The organism is Methylophaga lonarensis MPL, from assembly GCF_000349205.1.
Lineage (GTDB): Bacteria > Pseudomonadota > Gammaproteobacteria > Nitrosococcales > Methylophagaceae > Methylophaga > Methylophaga lonarensis.
In genome coordinates this window covers 1-17,982 of record NZ_APHR01000029.1, presented here as the reverse complement: position 1 = coordinate 17,982, position 17,982 = coordinate 1, and the positions used below count along the sequence as shown (strand labels likewise).

18 protein-coding genes, 3 tRNA genes and 1 pseudogene are annotated in these 17,982 nt (G+C 49.9%); 14 read left to right on the top strand and 8 right to left on the bottom strand.

Features of this window, described 5'->3' with window-relative positions:
- Positions 1–5: 5 nt before the first annotated feature.
- Positions 6–698 carry an orotidine-5'-phosphate decarboxylase gene (gene pyrF / locus MPL1_RS05965; protein WP_009726224.1) on the bottom strand — a complete coding sequence of 231 codons (693 nt, stop codon included), beginning with the start codon at positions 696–698 and terminating at the stop codon, positions 6–8.
- Between the two features lie 120 nt (positions 699–818).
- Between pyrF and tgt the strand changes: the two genes are divergently transcribed.
- The 4 genes from tgt (at position 819) to secF (ending at position 5,200) form a co-directional block, all read left to right on the top strand.
- Positions 819–1,925, top strand: coding sequence for a tRNA guanosine(34) transglycosylase Tgt (gene tgt, locus MPL1_RS05960; protein ID WP_009726223.1), 1,107 nt, complete (start codon positions 819–821; stop codon positions 1,923–1,925).
- A gap of 83 nt (positions 1,926–2,008) precedes the next feature.
- Positions 2,009–2,335, top strand: a complete 327-nt coding sequence (yajC, locus tag MPL1_RS05955) for a preprotein translocase subunit YajC (RefSeq protein WP_009726222.1) — start codon at positions 2,009–2,011, stop codon at positions 2,333–2,335.
- A gap of 48 nt (positions 2,336–2,383) precedes the next feature.
- The gene (gene secD, locus MPL1_RS05950) at positions 2,384–4,237 is read left to right on the top strand and encodes a protein translocase subunit SecD (protein ID WP_009726221.1); all 1,854 of its coding nucleotides are present in this window, start codon (positions 2,384–2,386) and stop codon (positions 4,235–4,237) included.
- A gap of 12 nt (positions 4,238–4,249) precedes the next feature.
- On the top strand, positions 4,250–5,200 hold the full coding sequence (secF, locus tag MPL1_RS05945; protein WP_009726220.1) for a protein translocase subunit SecF: 951 nt from the start codon (positions 4,250–4,252) through the stop codon (positions 5,198–5,200).
- A 33-nt stretch (positions 5,201–5,233) separates the two neighbouring features.
- Here the strand turns inward: secF and MPL1_RS05940 are convergent, their stop codons facing one another.
- A complete protein-coding gene (locus tag MPL1_RS05940; RefSeq protein WP_009726219.1) occupies positions 5,234–5,473 on the bottom strand; it encodes a hypothetical protein in 240 nt (79 codons plus the stop codon).
- Positions 5,474–5,750: 277 nt separating this feature from the next.
- Between MPL1_RS05940 and MPL1_RS05935 the strand changes: the two genes are divergently transcribed.
- The 6 genes from MPL1_RS05935 to MPL1_RS05910 all read left to right on the top strand — a co-directional run bounded on the left by MPL1_RS05935 (position 5,751) and on the right by MPL1_RS05910 (position 11,872).
- Complete coding sequence (locus MPL1_RS05935) at positions 5,751–6,557, top strand: ABC transporter substrate-binding protein (protein WP_009726218.1); 807 nt, start codon at positions 5,751–5,753, stop codon at positions 6,555–6,557.
- A 39-nt stretch (positions 6,558–6,596) separates the two neighbouring features.
- Positions 6,597–7,553, top strand: coding sequence for a PQQ-dependent catabolism-associated beta-propeller protein (locus MPL1_RS05930; RefSeq protein ID WP_009726217.1), 957 nt, complete (start codon positions 6,597–6,599; stop codon positions 7,551–7,553).
- Positions 7,554–7,663: 110 nt separating this feature from the next.
- Positions 7,664–8,179, top strand: a complete 516-nt coding sequence (locus MPL1_RS05925; protein WP_152417596.1) for a hypothetical protein — start codon at positions 7,664–7,666, stop codon at positions 8,177–8,179.
- Positions 8,179–9,534, top strand: a complete 1,356-nt coding sequence (gene mpl, locus MPL1_RS05920; RefSeq protein ID WP_009726215.1) for a UDP-N-acetylmuramate:L-alanyl-gamma-D-glutamyl-meso-diaminopimelate ligase — start codon at positions 8,179–8,181, stop codon at positions 9,532–9,534. Before MPL1_RS05925 ends, mpl begins: the two co-directional genes overlap by 1 nt.
- Positions 9,531–10,139, top strand: coding sequence for a flavin prenyltransferase UbiX (locus tag MPL1_RS05915; RefSeq protein ID WP_009726214.1), 609 nt, complete (start codon positions 9,531–9,533; stop codon positions 10,137–10,139). The genes mpl and MPL1_RS05915 overlap by 4 nt, the downstream gene beginning before the upstream one ends.
- Before the next feature lie 62 nt (positions 10,140–10,201).
- The gene (locus tag MPL1_RS05910; protein ID WP_009726213.1) at positions 10,202–11,872 is read left to right on the top strand and encodes a formate--tetrahydrofolate ligase; all 1,671 of its coding nucleotides are present in this window, start codon (positions 10,202–10,204) and stop codon (positions 11,870–11,872) included.
- Here MPL1_RS05910 and ubiB read toward each other — a convergent pair.
- Genes ubiB through hslV form a run of 6 tightly spaced genes read right to left on the bottom strand, consistent with a single transcriptional unit; the run spans position 11,869 to position 17,166 of the window.
- Complete coding sequence (gene ubiB / locus MPL1_RS05905) at positions 11,869–13,536, bottom strand: ubiquinone biosynthesis regulatory protein kinase UbiB (RefSeq protein WP_009726212.1); 1,668 nt, start codon at positions 13,534–13,536, stop codon at positions 11,869–11,871. The two genes, MPL1_RS05910 and ubiB, sit on opposite strands and share 4 nt — an antisense overlap.
- A gap of 34 nt (positions 13,537–13,570) precedes the next feature.
- Positions 13,571–14,161 (bottom strand): ubiquinone biosynthesis accessory factor UbiJ, encoded by a 591-nt coding sequence (locus MPL1_RS05900; RefSeq protein WP_009726211.1) that lies wholly within the window; start codon positions 14,159–14,161, stop codon positions 13,571–13,573.
- On the bottom strand, positions 14,161–14,907 hold the full coding sequence (gene ubiE / locus MPL1_RS05895) for a bifunctional demethylmenaquinone methyltransferase/2-methoxy-6-polyprenyl-1,4-benzoquinol methylase UbiE (protein WP_009726210.1): 747 nt from the start codon (positions 14,905–14,907) through the stop codon (positions 14,161–14,163). Before ubiE ends, MPL1_RS05900 begins: the two co-directional genes overlap by 1 nt.
- A gap of 7 nt (positions 14,908–14,914) precedes the next feature.
- Positions 14,915–15,280 carry a gamma-butyrobetaine hydroxylase-like domain-containing protein gene (locus MPL1_RS05890; RefSeq protein WP_009726209.1) on the bottom strand — a complete coding sequence of 122 codons (366 nt, stop codon included), beginning with the start codon at positions 15,278–15,280 and terminating at the stop codon, positions 14,915–14,917.
- A 15-nt stretch (positions 15,281–15,295) separates the two neighbouring features.
- Positions 15,296–16,618: an ATP-dependent protease ATPase subunit HslU gene (gene hslU / locus MPL1_RS05885; RefSeq protein WP_009726208.1), complete on the bottom strand. Its 1,323-nt coding sequence runs from the start codon at positions 16,616–16,618 to the stop codon at positions 15,296–15,298.
- Between the two features lie 2 nt (positions 16,619–16,620).
- The gene (gene hslV / locus MPL1_RS05880; RefSeq protein ID WP_009726207.1) at positions 16,621–17,166 is read right to left on the bottom strand and encodes an ATP-dependent protease subunit HslV; all 546 of its coding nucleotides are present in this window, start codon (positions 17,164–17,166) and stop codon (positions 16,621–16,623) included.
- 180 nt (positions 17,167–17,346) lie between these two features.
- On the opposite strand from hslV, the gene MPL1_RS05875 reads away from it, so the two are divergent.
- The 4 genes and pseudogenes from MPL1_RS05875 to MPL1_RS05860 all read left to right on the top strand — a co-directional run.
- Positions 17,347–17,431 (top strand) — tRNA-Tyr (locus tag MPL1_RS05875).
- 24 nt (positions 17,432–17,455) lie between these two features.
- Positions 17,456–17,529 (top strand) — tRNA-Gly (locus MPL1_RS05870).
- A gap of 20 nt (positions 17,530–17,549) precedes the next feature.
- A tRNA-Thr gene (locus tag MPL1_RS05865) sits at positions 17,550–17,625 on the top strand.
- Between the two features lie 51 nt (positions 17,626–17,676).
- Positions 17,677–17,982, top strand: a pseudogene (locus MPL1_RS05860) (GTP-binding protein); the annotation flags it as partial.

Sequence of the window (17,982 nt, the reverse complement as noted above, 5' to 3'; positions counted from 1 at the left end):
TTGAATCAGCCCAAGCTGGCTTCAATCTCAGCAAGTGCTTGCATTGGATTAAGCGCCCCTGTGATGGGGCGGCCAATCACGAGATAGTGACTACCCGCCTGAACAGCATCTATTGGCGTCATGGTCCGGTGCTGATCATCGGCGACACTGTCTTTTGGGCGAATACCCGGTGTGACCAGACAGAACTCTTTTCCCAACGCCTTCTGTAATAAACTGGCTTCTTGTGCAGAACAAACAACACCGTCCAGTCCACTGTCTTTCGCCAGCAAAGCCAGTTTTTGGACAGTGCCCGGCATGTCACCGCTTAGACCGACTTCATTGAAAGTTGCCTGATCCATACTGGTCAGCAAGGTGACACCAATCAGCAGAGGTGCATCTGTTGCTGTACCCACGGCCTGGCGGGCTGCATACATCATCGCGCTACCGCCTAGTGTGTGAACATTGAGCATCCAGATTCCCAGATCGGCAGCCGCTGCACAGGCTTTGGCAACTGTGTTGGGAATATCGTGGAACTTTAGATCCAGAAAGACTTCGAATCCCCGATTGTGCAATGAATGAATGACCGCAGGTCCTTCTCTGGTGAACAGTTCTTTGCCGACTTTGACACGGCATCTGTCTGGGTCAAGTTGATCGGCAAGATGAAGTGCCGTGCTGAGGCTGGCAAAATCCAGCGCCACAATGATTGGGGATTCAGTCATTTTTATTTTCCAGGAAACAACGGCTACAGATCCTACCGCAAGATAGCCAAAAGGTTGTGATTTTGCTTGATGGCTTCATGAAAATGCTATGCTGTGCCGGCATTTTATCGGGATTCTTTCATGAAATTTGAGCATTTTTCCAGTGACGGATTTGCGCGTCGCGGGCGCATCACGTTTAGCCGCGGTAGCATTGAAACGCCAGCATTTATGCCAGTGGGGACTTATGGTTCGGTGAAGTCGATGACACCGGAAGAAGTCGCTGATACAGGCGCTGAAATCCTGCTTGGCAACACATTTCATTTGATGTTGCGTCCTGGCACAGACGTTATTTCTGCGCATGGTGATCTCCACGACTTTATGCGCTGGCAGAAGCCAATCCTCACAGACTCAGGTGGTTTTCAGGTTTTCAGTCTTGGTGATTTGCGAAAAATTACCGAGCAAGGCGTTCATTTTCGTTCACCGGTAAATGGTGACAAGGTGTTTATGGGCCCTGAGGAGTCCATGGCAGTTCAACGTGCACTGGGCAGCGATATTGTCATGATTTTTGATGAGTGCACCCCGTATCCTGCGGATGAGGGAACTGCGGCAGAATCGATGCGATTATCTCTGCGCTGGGCCGAACGCAGCAAGCAAGCGCATGGGGACAACCAATCAGCCTTGTTTGGCATTGTGCAGGGAGGAATGCATGAGGCGCTGCGTGATGAATCGCTGGCGGGACTCAAAAAAATCGGCTTTGATGGCTATGCCATTGGTGGACTTTCTGTGGGCGAACCCAAGGAAGATATGCTGCGAATACTGACTCATCTAGCCGATAAGATGCCCACCGACAAACCGCGTTACCTGATGGGCGTAGGTCGCCCAGAGGATTTGGTCGAAGCGGTTTGCTTGGGTGTGGATATGTTTGATTGTGTGATGCCAACACGTAATGCCAGAAATGGCCATTTGTTTGTTCACGAAGGCGTGATCAAAATCCGCAACAGCCGTTTCAAAGATGACACCTCTGCGTTAGATCCCTATTGCGACTGCTACACCTGTCAAAATTACAGTAGAGCTTACTTGCATCATCTTGACCGCACCGGTGAAATGTTGGGACCCAGACTGAACACTATCCACAACCTGCATTATTATCAGACGCTGATGCGTGGTTTGCGTGAAGCGATTGCCAGTGGTTCATTGCAAGCATTCAGGCAGCAGTTTTATGCGCTGCGTGGTCAATCAGTCGAATAAGCGCAGGAAGCAGTGCTATCACCGCACGGGACGCCTGTGGCATAATCGCGTTCTTTTGAATGACTAATTTTTGAGGAATTATGATGGATTTCTTTATCTCGCCGGCTTATGCCAATGCAGCCGCTTCGACAGGTCCAGGTCTTCTGGATTTTGCTTTCCCGGTGATACTGCTGGTGCTGTTTTATCTGATGTTGATCAGACCACAATCAAAACGAGCAAAAGCACATCGTGCCATGCAGGCGGCGCTGGCCAAAGGCGATGAAATTGTCACAGATGGCGGCATCATGGGCAAAATTCTTGAGATCAATGACAACGCAATGACCGTTGAGATTGCAGAATCAGTGGTCGTCAAAGTGCGTCGTGAATCTGTCAGCTCTGTCTTGCCCAAGGGCACCCTGAAAAAAATCTAATCTTGCCACTACTGCCCTCGGCAGTAGTCAACAAGACAGGAAAGCAACATGAATCAATATCCCATGTGGAAAAACCTGCTGGTTGTGGTTGTGCTTCTGGTGGGCTTTATTTACGCATTGCCCAACGTATTTGGTGATGATCCTGCAGTTCAAGTTTCCGCAACGCGAACAGCTTCAGTTGATCTGGATCTGGTCAATAGAGCCGAGACCAAGCTGAAAAATGCTGATATTCAATTCAAGCGTGCAGAATTGCTAGACAATCGTCTGCTGTTTCGTTTTGACGACAGTGATACTCAGCTTCGGGCGCAGGCATTATTAAGCGAGCAGCTGGGCGGTGACTTTATCGTCGCTCTTAACCTGGCGCCGAACACCCCATCATGGCTGTCCGCTTTGGGTGCAAGCCCAATGAACCTGGGCCTTGATTTGCGCGGTGGTGTTCACTTCTTGATGGAAGTGGATATGAACGCGGTCCGCCAACAAAGTCTGAACAGTTTTGCTGGCGATATTCGTGTCCTGCTACGTGAGGCAAACCTTCGTTACACACGTGTAGAAGTCGAAGGTGACAGTATAGTGGTTGCGTTTCGCGATGCCGAACAGCGTGATCAGGCAGATCGTCGCATTAATCGTGAGCTGTCTGAGCTGCAAGTTTCCAGTCAGGACGGAGATGCAAGCCCACTGTTGGTTATGCAATTGACTGAGCAAGCGCTTAGAGAAACACAGAGCATGGCGCTGCAACAAAACATCACGACCCTGCGTAACCGTATTAACGAGCTGGGCGTAGCAGAGCCCACGGTACAGCAACAGGGTGACAGCCGGATTGTTGTTCAGTTGCCGGGGGTTCAGGATACCGCTCAAGCAAAAAATATCCTCGGTGCAACTGCCACGCTTGAATTCAGACTGGTGGATTTCGAAAGAGATGTTCAGGATGCGGTGAATGGGCGGGTTCCTCCTAATTCGGATCTGCTTTACCACCGTGATGGTCGGCCTTTCCTGTTACAGAAACGCGTTATGGTGACAGGTGATCAGGTCATTAATGCTCAATCAACTATTGATGGTCAAACCGGCTCGCCGGCCGTGTCGGTGACCCTTGACGGTCAGGGTGCGCGTGCCTTCAGTAACGTCACGCGGGACAACATCGGTAATCCAATGGCCGTGGTGTTTATCGAGTCAAAAACCGAACTGCGTGAAGTGGATGGCGAGATGGTGACTATTCGTCGTCAGGTACCTGAAATCATCAACGTCGCAACCATTCGGGATCAGCTTAGCAAGCGTTTTCAGATCACTGGACTGGACAGTACCTCAGAAGCACGGGATCTGGCATTGCTGCTCAGAGCGGGCGCGCTGGCGGCACCGATTGAGATTGTGGAAGAGAGAACTGTCGGGCCTAGCATGGGGGCTGAAAACATCAAGCAGGGCTTTATGTCAGTGATGCTCGGTTTTGCTTTCGTACTGGTCTTTATGGTCTTTGCGTATCGTACTTTCGGCATGGTCGCCAATTTGGCGCTGGCACTCAATCTGGTGCTGATCGTCGCCTTATTGTCGATGCTGCAGGCCACTCTGACCATGCCGGGTATTGCCGGTATTGTTCTGACAGTCGGTATGGCCGTTGATGCCAACGTACTGATTTTTGAGCGAATACGTGAGGAGCTGCGTGCGGGTAACAGTCCGCAGTCGAGTATCGATTCTGGCTATGGTAAGGCCTTCTCAACCATTGCTGATGCCAACATCACCACGCTGATTGCTGCAGTGGTGCTGTTTGGATTCGGAACCGGGACAATCAAAGGTTTTGCCGTGACGCTGTCGCTTGGCATTATCACTTCAATGTTCACGGCCATTATTGGCACTCGCGCCGTAGTCAATCTGATATACGGACGTCAGCGTCGACCGCAGCTGTCAATATAAGGGTTCTTCGACATGCAATTTTTGAACAGAGAAACCAATATCAACTTTCTGGCCATGCGACCTTATGCGGTGGTGCTGTCAGCGTTGATGATTATTGTCTCGATTTTTTCCATCACTACCCGCGGGCTTAATTTCGGAATCGATTTTACCGGTGGCACCATGATTGAGTTGGGATATCCGCAAGCCGCCAATCTTGATGAAATCAGGAGTACCCTGGCGAATGGTGGCTTTGAAGATGCTTCGGTTCAAAACTTTGGTTCAATTCGCGAAGTGCTGATTCGGCTTCCTGTGATTGAATCAGAAAATATGGCTGAAATCAGTAACCAGGTGGTGGCGCTGTTGCAATCTGCGGAGTCACAGCCAATCGACCTGCGCCGGGTCGAGTTTGTCGGGCCACAGGTGGGTGAGGAACTAACAGAACAAGGCGGTCTTGCCATGCTGTACGCCTTGTTCGGTATTCTGATCTACGTGGCACTGCGTTTTGAGTACCGCTTTGCTTTTGGTTCAATCATCGCACTGGTCCATGATGTGGTGATTACCGTGGGCATATTTTCGCTGTTGCAGCTGGAGTTCGACTTGACGGTATTGGCCGCGATTCTGGCGGTGATTGGTTACTCGCTGAACGATACGATAGTTGTTTTTGACCGTATCCGCGAAACCTTTCTCAAGCTGCGCAAAGGTGGCCCTGAAGAAGTGGTTAATGTGGCCTTGAACAACACGCTCAGTCGAACCTTGATGACATCGATGACCACCTTACTAGTGGTACTGTCGCTGCTATTCTTTGGCGGCGAAGTCATTCATGCCTTTGCGATAGCACTAATGATCGGTGTGCTCATTGGTACTTATTCGTCTATCTACGTGGCCAGTGCCGCAATTTTGGCGATGGGGGTAAGCAAGGCTGATTTGTTGCCGCCGCAGAAGGAAGAAGACGAGAATGCCAACCCGGATGGTAGCCAAGTCTGACGTCACAAAAAAGCCCGGTTTCCGGGCTTTTTTTTAGTGGATTTTTTGCTGAAGTGGCGGCGACTCGTTTAGTTGAGAGTCAGCAGGCTTTTTTCTAAATGCCAGAATATCGGCAGAGTGATAATTGTCAGCTTGCCTGTCCGAAGATGAAACTGACTCCACGCTGATGACGCGCATATCACCAAAGTGGCTACGGTAGCTGATAAAAGTGGCAAACTCTTCGAGGCCCTGCATGATGTTACGCAGCTCCAACTCCTGCCATTTCTTGGTCATATTTGTTCTTCCGAGCATTTTCACAGTCGATCAATCTATCGGCAACGGTCTGCTTTTCTTGAATCAAAAGGCCATCGTCCTGGCTTTTTATGGGAAAAATTCCTGTTCTTTTACAGTTCGAAATATTTAATCAGTTACTATCTCATTGATAATGAACAAATATGTGTTTTTATGTGTCTAAGTATTGTTAGTGGGTCAAAGTAGTTCAGGATTTTTCTGATTCAGGAACGGTTAAGATTCGTTACGGTAATTTAGAGCATAAAAACTGGAGAGATAAATGAAATTGAAAAAGTTATTGGCAAGCGCATTTTGTGGGGCGCTGTTGATTCCAGCGGCAACCATGGCTGATGTGTTGGAAGTTACCCTTCACTACGCAGGGCCTGAATCAGGTTCGGCCTGGAAAGGTGTTCAGCAAGGTGTTGATGAAGCCAATCTGCAAGGACAGTTTCTTGGTCAAAACTACCAGATCCAGGTGGTGAACCCAGATGACATCGACTCAATTGAAGATATCACCGTACTACTGATGGCAACTGATGAAGAGACCATGCTCAATATCGCTCAACACGAACGCCTGTCTAATGTTGCGGTGTTTAATCTGACCTCGGGCTCAGATGCCTTACGCGAAGCTTGTCAGCCAAACCTGCTGAGCACTATCGTCAGTGATTCGATGAAACAAGATGCGCTGGCCCAATGGCAGGAACGTAATCCAGATACGCCGGTCTCAGCTCAGGCCTGGCACGAAGACTTTGAAAAGTTTGCTGCACGCCAGTTGAACAATCGCTTTAGCAGGGCGCATGGCGTTCCGATGGATGACGAAGCCTGGGCAGGATGGGCAGCCAGCAAGATGGTGACAGACAGCATTGCCAGAACACAGAACCTTGATTCAAGTGACATGTTGACCTACTTGAAAACAGAAATTGCTTTTGACGGTCAAAAAGGGGATGGTATGACCTTTCGCGAAAACGGCCAGTTGAGACAAATTATTCTGTTGATTGACGAGGCAAATGAAATTGTTGCCGAGGCCCCGTTACGCGGTGTTTCCGGCGGGCTCGACAGTCTGGGTCAAAACAACAGCTGCCAGTAAATATTGAAAAGCACAAAAAAACAAAACCAAGGAGATAATATGAAATTAAGACATTTACTCGCCTCATCGATGATCATGCTCAGTACCGCTGTCTGGGCAGACCCGACCTACCGTCTGTTCGCCAGTAACGAGCGTGACAACACCGTCAGTGTGATTGATACAAGAACAGGCGAAGTAGAGGCAACAATCGATATTGGTCAGCGACCACGTGGCATTGGCTTGTCTCCAGATCAATCCACACTTTATGTCGCCATCAGTGATGACAATGCGATTGCGACGGTCGATGTGAAAACACTGGAAGTCGGACCAAGACTCGTTTCTGGAGATGATCCAGAAGCCTTTGATGTCGCGCCAAACGGCAATATTTATCTGTCTAACGAAGATGATGCGACAGCGTCGGTAATCGATGTGGTCAATAACGAAATCATTGCCATCATTCCAGTGGGTATTGAACCTGAAGGCGTTGCCGTCTCACCCGATGGCAGCATCGCGGCAGTGACCAGTGAATCATCCAACATGGTGCACATCATTGAAACCGAAGGCCATACCGTGATTGCCAACATTCTTGTGGGCGCTCGTCCACGAGGTCTGGCATTCAACAGCGATGGCAGCTTGCTGTATTCAACCAGTGAGATTTCTAACGAAGTGCAAATCATCGATACCTCAAGCTACAGCATCATCAAGCGTGTCAGCCTTGACAGCATCGAAAATTCCCGGCCGATGGAAATCGCCGTCAGCCCGGATGACAACATTATCTACGTCACCACTGGCCGTGGTAACTCGGTCGCTGTGATGGATGCAAATACCCTCGACCTGCTTGATAACATTCCAGTGGGCAATCGTGTATGGGGTCTGACCCTGTCGCGTGATGGCTCAACACTGTACACAGCAAACGGTGTCAGTGGCACGGTATCTGTGGTCGATACACAAGCCAGAAAAGAGCTGAAACAGATCGAAGTGGGTGCCTTTCCATGGGGCGTGACACTCGACGACTAACGTGTAGCATCGTCAAAAACCCGGTAACGGTAACGTTGCCGGGTTTTTTTATGTGCAAAAAAGTCAATTTCCGGTTTTGTCATCCCGGATGACGCGCTATGATGCCCATCATGAAAATCATTCGAACTTTGACTGACATTTGTCTATTACGTGCGGGCCCAGAAGATTTGCCTGCTTCACCTGTCCTATTCAGAACCCTATTGGCGTTGTACTTTGTGGTCGGCTTGGTGGTTAACCAGCTTCAAAGTAAACTACATGACAGTGTTTTGCTCACTGGTATCGAGCTTTTAGTCATGATGATGGTGGTGGCAATCCTGCTACATTTTCGCCGCTTGAACACGCGTTATCAGCAGACTATTTCTGCGATGGCCGGTACAGGAGTTTTGTTTGGCATTGTGGCCTGGCCGCTGCTATCAGTCATTGCCGGCAGTGAAGCAGATTTTGATGTCAGCCCTGTCGTCATGACACTGCTTGCCATGCTGATGATCTGGAGTTTATTGGTGACAGCCCATATCTTTCGTCGTGCCCTGGATATTGGCCCCGGCCAGGCAGCTGTTATCACTATCGCCTATACCATCACCATGTTGATTGTTGCAGCGATGGTGATGTCTGGTATCGCCTCATGATGCATATCCATATTCTCGGCGTATGTGGCACTTTTATGGGAGGTCTGGCGATATTGGCTAGATCACTTGGCATAAAAGTGACCGGCTCAGATGCCAATGTTTACCCACCTATGAGTGACCAGCTTGCTGCAGCGGGCATCGAAGTCATGCAAGGATATTTAGAAGAACACCTCCAACCGGCTCCCGATTTGGTGGTGATGGGCAATGCCATGACACGCGGCAACGCTGCTGTGGAATATGTCCTCAACCAGGGCTTGCCTTATGTTTCGGGGCCGCAGTGGCTGGCAGAAAATGTATTACGTGGTCGTTGGGTGATGGCGGTTTCTGGCACTCATGGCAAAACAACCACTAGCAGCATGCTGGCGTGGATTCTTGAATATGCTGGCATGCAACCGGGTTTTTTGATTGGCGGGGTGCCAGAAAACTTCGGCTGCAGCGCCAGATTGGGCGAAACCCCGTTTTTTGTCATCGAAGCCGATGAATATGACACGGCATTTTTTGATAAGCGTTCCAAATTTGTTCATTACCTGCCCAGAACACTGGTGATCAACAATATGGAATTTGATCATGCCGATATTTTTGCTGATCTTGGCGCCATCCAGCGTCAGTTTCATCACTTGGTGAGAACTGTCCCCTCAGAGGGACTGGTGATCTGTCCTCATAACAACAATGCAATAAATCAAACACTGGCAATGGGATGTTGGACACCGATTCAGCGTTTTGCTGCTACGGATGCCGAGTGGACAGCCAAACTGTTGACAGAAGATGGGTCTGCGTTTGTTGTTGCTCATAAAGGCGAACAAGCACAGATTCACTGGGGGTTACTGGGACAGCACAATGTTGATAATGCGCTGGCGGCAATTGCTGCGGCCCATCATGTAGGCGTAACAGTGCAACATGCCGCAGAAGCTTTATCTGCCTTTGTTGGCGTCAAGCGACGCCTGGAGTTGCGTGGTGAAGTGGCCGGTATACGGGTTTACGATGATTTTGCGCATCATCCGACCGCAATAGCCACTACCATAGCCGGACTCAAGGCGCATTCGCCTGAAGTAAAGATTACAGCTATTTTCGAGCCTCGCTCCAACACTATGAAAATGGGCGTGCATCAAGAAACTCTTGCTGGCGCATTTGCACAGGCCGATCAAGTGATTCTCTATCAGGACGCTCAGCTTGGCTGGTCGTTATCAGCGATTCAAAAGCAACTGGGTGAAAAAGCGCAAATTTTCGACTCAGTCGAGGCGATAGTCGAGCATGTGGCGACACACAGTCAGCAGGGGGATTGTCTGTTGATCATGAGCAATGGTGGCTTTGCCGGTATACATGAAAAAGTACTGCACAGACTGGAGCAAAAGTGACTGATAACAAACAAATCGCTCTGGCGATTACCGGTGCCTCAGGCGCACCTTATGCTCAAAGACTGCTGGAAATACTGCTTAAACAGGGGCTGCAAGTTCATCTGATGATTTCTGCGGCCGGGCGTTTGGTGCTTGCTGATGAGTTGGACTGGAAACTGCCGGCAAGAGCCGCGGACATCAAAAACCTGCTTATCGAACAATTTTCCTGTCAGGCAGAACAGTTGCAGGTATATGGCGAACAGCAATGGAGTTCGCCGCTGGCCAGTGGTTCTCATCGCATCCCCACTATGATTGTCTGCCCCTGCACCATGGGTACCTTGTCGGCGATTGCCGTGGGCGGCAGCGACAATCTTATCAATCGCGCAGCTGATGTGATGATCAAAGAAAATCGCAAGTTGATCATGGTGCCCCGTGAAGCTCCGTTTTCCGTGATTCACCTTGAGAATATGCTCACACTTGCACGATTAGGTGTCTGCATCTTGCCGCCAAATCCCGGGTTTTATTTTAAACCGCAACAACTCTCTGAAATCATTGACTTTGTGGTCGCAAGAATTCTTGACCAGGCAGGTATTGAACATGGTCTCAGTCGTCGATGGGGATGTTAGCAGCCATGTGTCATGAACCAAGTCGCGTATAATCTGGCTTATTTGCCCGAGCCGAAATAGCTATGTCAGATATTGAAATCGCCCAACAGGCCACAATGCAGGATGTCAGCCTGCTGGCCCAACAACGACTCGGCCTGAAGGCGGAGCAATTGGATAGTTATGGCCGTTATAAGGCCAAACTGTCTTTGGATGTGATGCAGTCACTGGCTGACCGACCTGATGGCAAACTGATTCTGGTGACGGCAATCAGCCCAACCCCGGCCGGTGAAGGCAAAACAACCACAACTATCGGTTTAAGTGATGCACTGAACCGCATTGGCAAGCAATCAATTGTCTGCATGCGTGAACCGTCAATGGGCCCCTGCTTTGGAATGAAAGGTGGCGCGGCCGGTGGTGGTTACGCCCAGGTTGTGCCTATGGAAGACATCAATCTGCATTTCACCGGGGATTTTCATGCCATCGCGTCGGCACATAATCTGCTGGCAGCAATGATCGACAACCATATTCATCATGGCAACGGCTTGCAGTTGGATACCCGCAAGATTGTCTGGCAGAGAGTCATGGATATGAATGACAGGGCACTGCGTCAGATCACTGTCGGCATGGGGGGAGTCGCCAATGGCTTTGTGCGCGAAGATCGCTTTGATATCGTCGTGGCCTCTGAGGTAATGGCGATTTTCTGTCTGTCCGCTTCTCTGAGCGAGCTTAAACAACGCCTTGGCGATATCCTGATTGGCTACAGTTTTGATGGAGTGCCACGCTTTGCCAGAGATTTGAAAGCAGAAGGTGCCATGGCTGCGCTACTCAAAGAAGCGCTCAAGCCCAACCTTGTGCAAACGCTTGAGAACAATCCGGCGTTTGTCCATGGTGGTCCATTTGCCAATATTGCGCATGGTTGTAATTCAGTCATTTCCACAAAGATGGCGTTAAAACTGAGTGATTATGTGGTCACAGAGGCTGGTTTTGGTGCCGATCTGGGGGCAGAGAAATTTATCAACATCAAATGTCGTAAATCGGGACTTCGACCTGATCTGGCGGTGGTGGTGGCGACGGTCAAAGCACTGAAATATCACGGCGGTGTTGAGGTAAGTGCGCTGGCAACAGAGAATCTGCAGGCGTTGGAACAGGGCATGACAAATCTGCAACGGCATCTTGATAATTTGCAGAGACATTTTGGCTTGGAGTGTGTGGTAGCCATCAACCATTTTGTCCAGGATAGCGACGCAGAAATTGAACTGGTTAAATCACGGGTTGAAGCGATGGGGGCACGTGCGATTGTTGCCAGACACTGGGCTGAGGGTGGTGCTGGTGCCGAAACACTTGCCCGGACCGTGATTGAAAAACTGGAGTCACCCAAAACAACGGCCCGGCTCTTGTATCCAGATGAAACCTCCTTGTGGGAAAAAATCAGCCATGTTGCCAAGGATTTGTATCGAGCCACCTCAGTTGAAGCCGATGCCAAACTGAAAGCGAAAATCCAGGGGCTTGAGGAAGAATATGGTCACCTGCCAGTGTGTATGGCAAAAACACCCTATTCATTCAGTAGTGATCCGGCACTACGAGGCGCTCCCGAGGAGCACAGTCTGACCATTCGTGATATCAGGTTGTCTCGAGGCGCTGGTTTTCTGGTCGTATTATGTGGTGATGTGATGACCATGCCCGGTTTACCCAGACACCCTGCCAGTGAACGCATTGATATTGACGATGCCGGCGTTATCAGCGGTTTGTTTTAATCGACACGTCTGCCGATACTGAAATACAGCAACAGTCCACCTGTCAGTCCAAGTACCCAGCTTGTGACAGGAAACCCTGCCAGCATGGTCGGCCCATAACCATCCAGGCCTTTAATGACTGCCGCACCGATGATGAAGCTTGCACCAGTGACTGCGGTTGCCATGCGATAACCGGCGTCCTTGATTTCGACTCTTAGTTTCTGCAGATCCTGTGCATCCTGATGTTGGTGCAATCTGGCCTGTTGAGTGCTGTTAACAAGGTCGTGAACCAGCCTTGGCAAGGTGGGCAGCGTTTCTGCCCATAGTGGCGCTTCTTGTTTCAGGCTTCTCCATGCGGCCTGCCAACCCAGCCGCTCGTGCATCCATTGTTCAAGAATAGGTTTGGCGGTCTGCCACAAATCAAGATCAGGATAAAGCTGGCGGCCCAAGCCTTCAATATTGAGCAGTGTCTTTTGCAGCAGCACCAACTGCGGTTGTACTTCCATGTTAAAGCGTCGTGCCGTCTGAAACAGTCTTAATAATAACTGACCGAAAGAAATTTCCTTGAGCGGCCGGGCAAAGATAGGCTCACAAACACTGCGGATGGCGGCTTCGAATTCATCGATACGGGTTTCGGCCGGCACCCAGCCAGATTGAATGTGTAATTCTGCGACTCGACGATAATCGTGATTGAAGAAGGCAAGAAAGTTTTCGGCCAGATAACGCTGATCATCCGGGGCCAGCGTGCCCATGATGCCAAAATCGATGGCAATATAGCGTGGATGTTGCGGATCGCTGATATCCACCATGATGTTGCCCGGATGCATATCGGCATGAAAGAAACTGTGTTTGAATACCTGAGTGAAGAAAATTTCCACGCCCATGGAGGCCAATTGTTCGAGATTAATTCCCTTGGCCTTGAGTGTTTCGATATCACTGATGGGAACACCGTAAACCCGCTGCTGAACCAGCAGGCTGGGCTTGGTCAAAGGCCAGTAGACTTTAGGAATAATCAGTAAATCACTGTCACGGAAATTTCTTTGCAACTGAGAAGCGGAGGCCGCTTCACGCAGCATGTCCAGTTCATCAATCAGGTTTTTTTCCATCTCGGCGACAATTTCCAGTGGTCGCAGACGTTTACCTTCCGACCAATATCTGTGTGCTAGCCCCGCCAGGGTGTAAAGCAATTCGATATCACGTCGAATAACTTTTTCTATGCCGGGGCGTACCAGCTTGATGATGACTTGTTCACCAGTAACCAGTTCAGCAGCGTGAACTTGAGCAATGGACGCCGAAGCGAGCGGTGTTGTTTGCACCTCACTGAAGGTTGTCGACAGCTCTTCACCGAATGCTTCTTTGATTAACGCCAGTGCCTGCTCTGCCGGGAAGGGGGCAACCTTATCCTGGAGTTTGGCCAATTCATCGGCAATATCGGGAGGAATCAGATCCCGGCGCGTTGACAGGATTTGACCGAACTTGACAAAAATGGGCCCTAAATCTTGTAAAGCCAGTCGAAGGCGTTCGCCTCTTGGACTGTCTTCAGACGTTCGCCAACGATAGGGAGACAGCAAGCTCAGAAAGCGTAGTGGTCTGAAAAAATGCAATGTCTGAATAAACTCATCAAGCCGATGCCTGGCAAGTACATGGTTGATTTGGATGAGGCGAGCCAATTGACCGAGTCTCATTCAGCAGCCTCCCGCGGCATTTCAAATAGCACTGTCATTGTTTTTCCAATCGAGCGATTTTGGCATCAAGGCGATCAAGATCTGCACGCAGCCGATCAACGGCCTGCATAAAGTTGTTAATCTCGGACGGATCTGGCAACAGGCGCACTTCTTCCTTTAGGTATTCAGCGATGTCTTGCTGCAGGTGCTGGTGATTTTGCCTGGCCCACCGAAAGCTTTGCCTGATGCCTTCAGCTACCGGGAAAGCCAGGCTGTCACCGATCACTGACGCCAGTTGCTTTTCCCAGTCAAAGTCGAATCCAGCCATCCAGTCCTGAAGTTGCTTGGCGAATTGCACATCGCCATGCAGCCGAACTGCCGGAGAAAACAGTGTGTCCGGATTACGTGTCAGCTCGAGCAGGGCCCAGCTGTCAGCGGTCAGTGTCAGATCGGCTTGCTCAGACTCGGCAACTTCCAGCTGCAGTTGTTGTGAGGCAAATCTTGCCGAGAGACTTAAGTTGAGATTGCTGACTTCGATTCTGACAATACGGCCTTCAAAATCTGATAATGCCTGATGACTTTCCGGGTCAATCAGTAATGCACGGTTCAGCGTCGATTCAGTGGCAAGCAACCAGACAGGTTTCATCAGAATTTGTAGCCCCGGTGCAGTGCAACGATACCCGCTGTCATATTATGAAACTGGCAGCGTTCAAAGCCGGCGTTTTCCATCATTGATAGAAGTGTTTCCTGGTCAGGATGCATACGAATGGACTCTGCCAGATATCGATAACTTTCAGCATCACGGGTCAGCAGCTGCCCGAGTTTGGGTAAAACTTTGAAAGAGTATTGATCATAGAGCGGAGCCAGCCAGTCGGCTGGTTTTGAAAACTCCAGGATCATCAGCTGACCACCAGGCTTGAGCACACGAAACATCGAAGCCAGCGCCTTGTCTTTGTCGGTCACATTTCGCAAACCAAAAGCAATGGTGATGCAGTCAAAGCTGTTATCCGGGAAGGGCAGTGATTCGGCATTTGCCTGAACATAATCGATATTGCCGGCAAGTCCCCGGTCAATCAGACGGTTTCTGCCAACATTCAGCATGGAAGCATTGATGTCCGCCAATATCACCTGGCCGCGCTCACCCACCATGGTCGAAAAGCGAGCGGTCAGATCACCTGTACCCCCAGCAATATCAAGCACCTTCGCCCCGGTTCTGACCTGGCTGTTGTAGAGGGTAAACCGTTTCCAGAGCCGGTGAATACCCATGGACATCAGATCGTTCATCAGGTCGTACTTACTGGCTACCGAATGAAATACTTCAGCCACATGACGGGCTTTTTCTTCGACGGGAACTTCGGTGTAGCCAAAGTGAGTGGTATTTTTATCGCTCATGGTCAGTTCAGCAGTCTGCCTCACGTTCGTAACCTGCCGCAGTTAACTTGTCCAGATACTGACTCCAGATTTCGTCATGGTTAACACACAGGTGATAAAGATAATCCCAAGAGAACAAGCCACTGTCGTGACCATCATCAAAATAGATTTTGATGGCGTAATGGCCGACCGGCTCAATCTGACTGATGCCGACATTTTCTTTCTGAACTTGCAGTACTTCCTGGCCTGGCCCGTGGCCTTGAACTTCAGCAGAAGGGGAGTTGACCCGCAAAAATTCAGCTGTCAACTGGAAGTGCTGGCCGTCATAGACCAGTTCGAGCTTTCTTGATTGTTTGTGAAGCTGAATTTCACTGGGAACCGGATTGGGGTTCATTGTCATTCCTTCAAATTACAAGATGTAGCGTGACAGATCTTCATCTTCTGCCAGTGACGAGAGTTGTGTGTTGACATAGTCAGCGTCAATTTCAACCTGGACCGTTTCATTATCGCCAGATTGGAACGAAATCTCTTCGAGAAGTTTTTCCAGCAGAGTGTGAAGTCGGCGCGCACCGATGTTTTCAGTTTTTTCGTTCACCTGCCAGGCCAGTTCGGCAATACGGCGAATGCCAGCTTCGGTAAAACTTAATTGGACGCCCTCGGTTGCCATCAGAGCGATGTATTGTTCGGTGAGCGAAGCATCGGGTTCGGTCAGAATTCGAATAAAGTCATCAACACTGAGTGCTGACAGTTCGACACGAATAGGCAGGCGACCCTGCAGTTCCGGGATCAGGTCAGCAGGCTTGCTCAAGTGAAAGGCACCTGAAGCGATAAACAGAATGTGATCGGTTTTGATCATGCCGTATTTGGTGGAGACCGTACTGCCCTCAACCAGTGGCAGCAAGTCACGCTGCACACCTGCACGAGACACATCGGCACCACTTCCGCCGCTCTCGCCGCGATGAGTGATTTTGTCAATTTCATCAAGAAAGACGATGCCGTTTTGCTCAACCGATGACAAAACTTCAGCTTTGAGCTCTTCTTCGTTAATCAATTTGCCGGCTTCTTCTTCAGAAAGAATACGCATAGCCTTGCCAACTTTAAGTTTGCGACTGCGTGTTTTTGCCGTGCCCATGTTCTGAAACATGTCTTGCAGTTGGCTGGTCAGTTCTTCCATGCCGGGTGGAGACATGATCTCGACACCAACATTCAGAGACTGAAGTTCCAGCTCTACTTCTCGATCATCGAGCTTGCCTTCTCGCAGCATTTTGCGAAAGCGTTGACGAGTATTGGATTCTTCTTCTGTGAGCGTGCCTCTTGCAGGCGTCAGCAAGGCGTCCAGAATGCGTTCTTCGGCTGAGTCCAATGCCTGTGTCTTGACCGATTGAATGGCCTGTTCGCGTAACATTTTCATTGCGCTTTCGCACAGGTCTCGAATAATCGATTCGACGTCACGGCCAACATAGCCAACTTCAGTGAACTTGGTCGCTTCGACTTTGATAAAGGGGGCCTGAGCTAATGAAGCAAGGCGACGAGCAATTTCGGTTTTACCCACACCAGTGGGGCCAATCATCAGAATGTTTTTTGGCGTCACTTCCTGCTGCAGTCTGTTGTCCAGTTGTTGGCGACGCCAACGGTTGCGCAGTGCAATAGCGACGGCTTTTTTGGCGGCTTGTTGGCCGACAATATGTTTGTCGAGCTCATGAACAATTTGTTTGGGTGTAAGTGCTTGCATGATCAGTTATTGCTATCCAGTGTTTCGATGGTGAGGTGATGGTTGGTGTAGATGCAGATATCTGCAGCGATATTCAAACCCTTTTCGACGATTTCGCGGGCCGACAGTTCAGTGTTTTGCAACAATGCTGTCGCAGCTGCCTGAGCAAAAGGGCCGCCGGAGCCAATGGCAATCAGGCCGTGTTCCGGTTCTATGACATCACCGTTTCCCGAAATAATCAGTGAAGCCTCAGCATCGGCGACAGCGAGAAGTGCTTCCAGTCGGCGCATCATTCTATCGGTACGCCAATCCTTGGCCAGTTCCAGTGCACTTCGGGTCAGGTTTCCCTGATGTTTTTCGAGTTTGGCTTCGAAGCGTTCAAACAGTGTGAAGGCATCGGCAGTGCCGCCTGCAAATCCGGCAATGACACGGTTGTGATAGAGGCGACGTACTTTGCGGGCATTGCCTTTCATAATGGTGTTGCCAAGGCTGACTTGACCGTCACCACCAATAACAACTTCACCGTTACGACGGTACGACAATATCGTAGTGCCGCGATACTGTTCCATGTGTACTCCTGTTGAGAGAATTTCGTTTCAGACCAGGCCGAAGTATACTACGCAGTCGAACAGCCTGCAGTGATAGACGCGAAGAATGCAAAATCAGACTTTGCCAGTGCGGGTTAGAATTCAGGGCAAGATAAAGGTTGACATCAGCCAGCCTTTCTCGGAAAATGCCACTCTTTTGATGGAGGGGTTCCCGAGTGGCCAAAGGGATCAGACTGTAAATCTGACGGCTCCGCCTTCGAAGGTTCGAATCCTTCCCCCTCCACCATTTTTATTGAGAGTTTACTGTTAAGCGGGTGTAGTTCAATGGTAGAACTCCAGCCTTCCAAGCTGACTATGTGGGTTCGATTCCCATCACCCGCTCCATTTTAGTTTGGAAAATTCTGGCCCGCATAGCTCAGTCGGTAGAGCGCATCCATGGTAAGGATGAGGTCATCAGTTCGATTCTGATTGCGGGCTCCATTTAAATAATTTGTTTTTGGCTTACGACGATACTTGGCGGGGAGACTGGTCATGTCTAAAGAAAAATTTGAAAGAACGAAACCCCACGTCAACGTGGGCACTATTGGTCACGTTGACCATGGTAAAACCACATTGACAGCGGCGATTACCAAAGTAATGGCAGAGCTTCAAGGTGGTACGTTCAAGGATTACGCGGATATTGATAACGCACCAGAAGAAAGAGAGCGTGGCATTACCATTCTACAGCACACGTAGAATACGAAACTGACCAACCGCCACTATGCCCACGTTGACTGCCCAGCCATGCTGACTATGTCAAAAACATGATCACCGGTGCACAAATGGACGGTGCAATTC

Bases quoted from the DNA above. Each gene is read 5' to 3' on its own strand.
- pyrF (WP_009726224.1), bottom strand. From the start codon at position 698: ATGACTGAATCCCCAATCATTGTGGCGCTGGATTTTGCCAGCCTCAGC.
- tgt (WP_009726223.1), top strand. From the start codon at position 819: ATGAAATTTGAGCATTTTTCCAGTGACGGATTTGCGCGTCGCGGGCGC.
- yajC (WP_009726222.1), top strand. From the start codon at position 2,009: ATGGATTTCTTTATCTCGCCGGCTTATGCCAATGCAGCCGCTTCGACA.
- secD (WP_009726221.1), top strand. From the start codon at position 2,384: ATGAATCAATATCCCATGTGGAAAAACCTGCTGGTTGTGGTTGTGCTT.
- secF (WP_009726220.1), top strand. From the start codon at position 4,250: ATGCAATTTTTGAACAGAGAAACCAATATCAACTTTCTGGCCATGCGA.
- MPL1_RS05940 (WP_009726219.1), bottom strand. From the start codon at position 5,473: ATGACCAAGAAATGGCAGGAGTTGGAGCTGCGTAACATCATGCAGGGC.
- MPL1_RS05935 (WP_009726218.1), top strand. From the start codon at position 5,751: ATGAAATTGAAAAAGTTATTGGCAAGCGCATTTTGTGGGGCGCTGTTG.
- MPL1_RS05930 (WP_009726217.1), top strand. From the start codon at position 6,597: ATGAAATTAAGACATTTACTCGCCTCATCGATGATCATGCTCAGTACC.
- MPL1_RS05925 (WP_152417596.1), top strand. From the start codon at position 7,664: ATGAAAATCATTCGAACTTTGACTGACATTTGTCTATTACGTGCGGGC.
- mpl (WP_009726215.1), top strand. From the start codon at position 8,179: ATGCATATCCATATTCTCGGCGTATGTGGCACTTTTATGGGAGGTCTG.
- MPL1_RS05910 (WP_009726213.1), top strand. From the start codon at position 10,202: ATGTCAGATATTGAAATCGCCCAACAGGCCACAATGCAGGATGTCAGC.
- ubiB (WP_009726212.1), bottom strand. From the start codon at position 13,536: ATGAGACTCGGTCAATTGGCTCGCCTCATCCAAATCAACCATGTACTT.
- MPL1_RS05900 (WP_009726211.1), bottom strand. From the start codon at position 14,161: ATGAAACCTGTCTGGTTGCTTGCCACTGAATCGACGCTGAACCGTGCA.
- ubiE (WP_009726210.1), bottom strand. From the start codon at position 14,907: ATGAGCGATAAAAATACCACTCACTTTGGCTACACCGAAGTTCCCGTC.
- MPL1_RS05890 (WP_009726209.1), bottom strand. From the start codon at position 15,280: ATGAACCCCAATCCGGTTCCCAGTGAAATTCAGCTTCACAAACAATCA.
- hslU (WP_009726208.1), bottom strand. From the start codon at position 16,618: ATGCAAGCACTTACACCCAAACAAATTGTTCATGAGCTCGACAAACAT.
- hslV (WP_009726207.1), bottom strand. From the start codon at position 17,166: ATGGAACAGTATCGCGGCACTACGATATTGTCGTACCGTCGTAACGGT.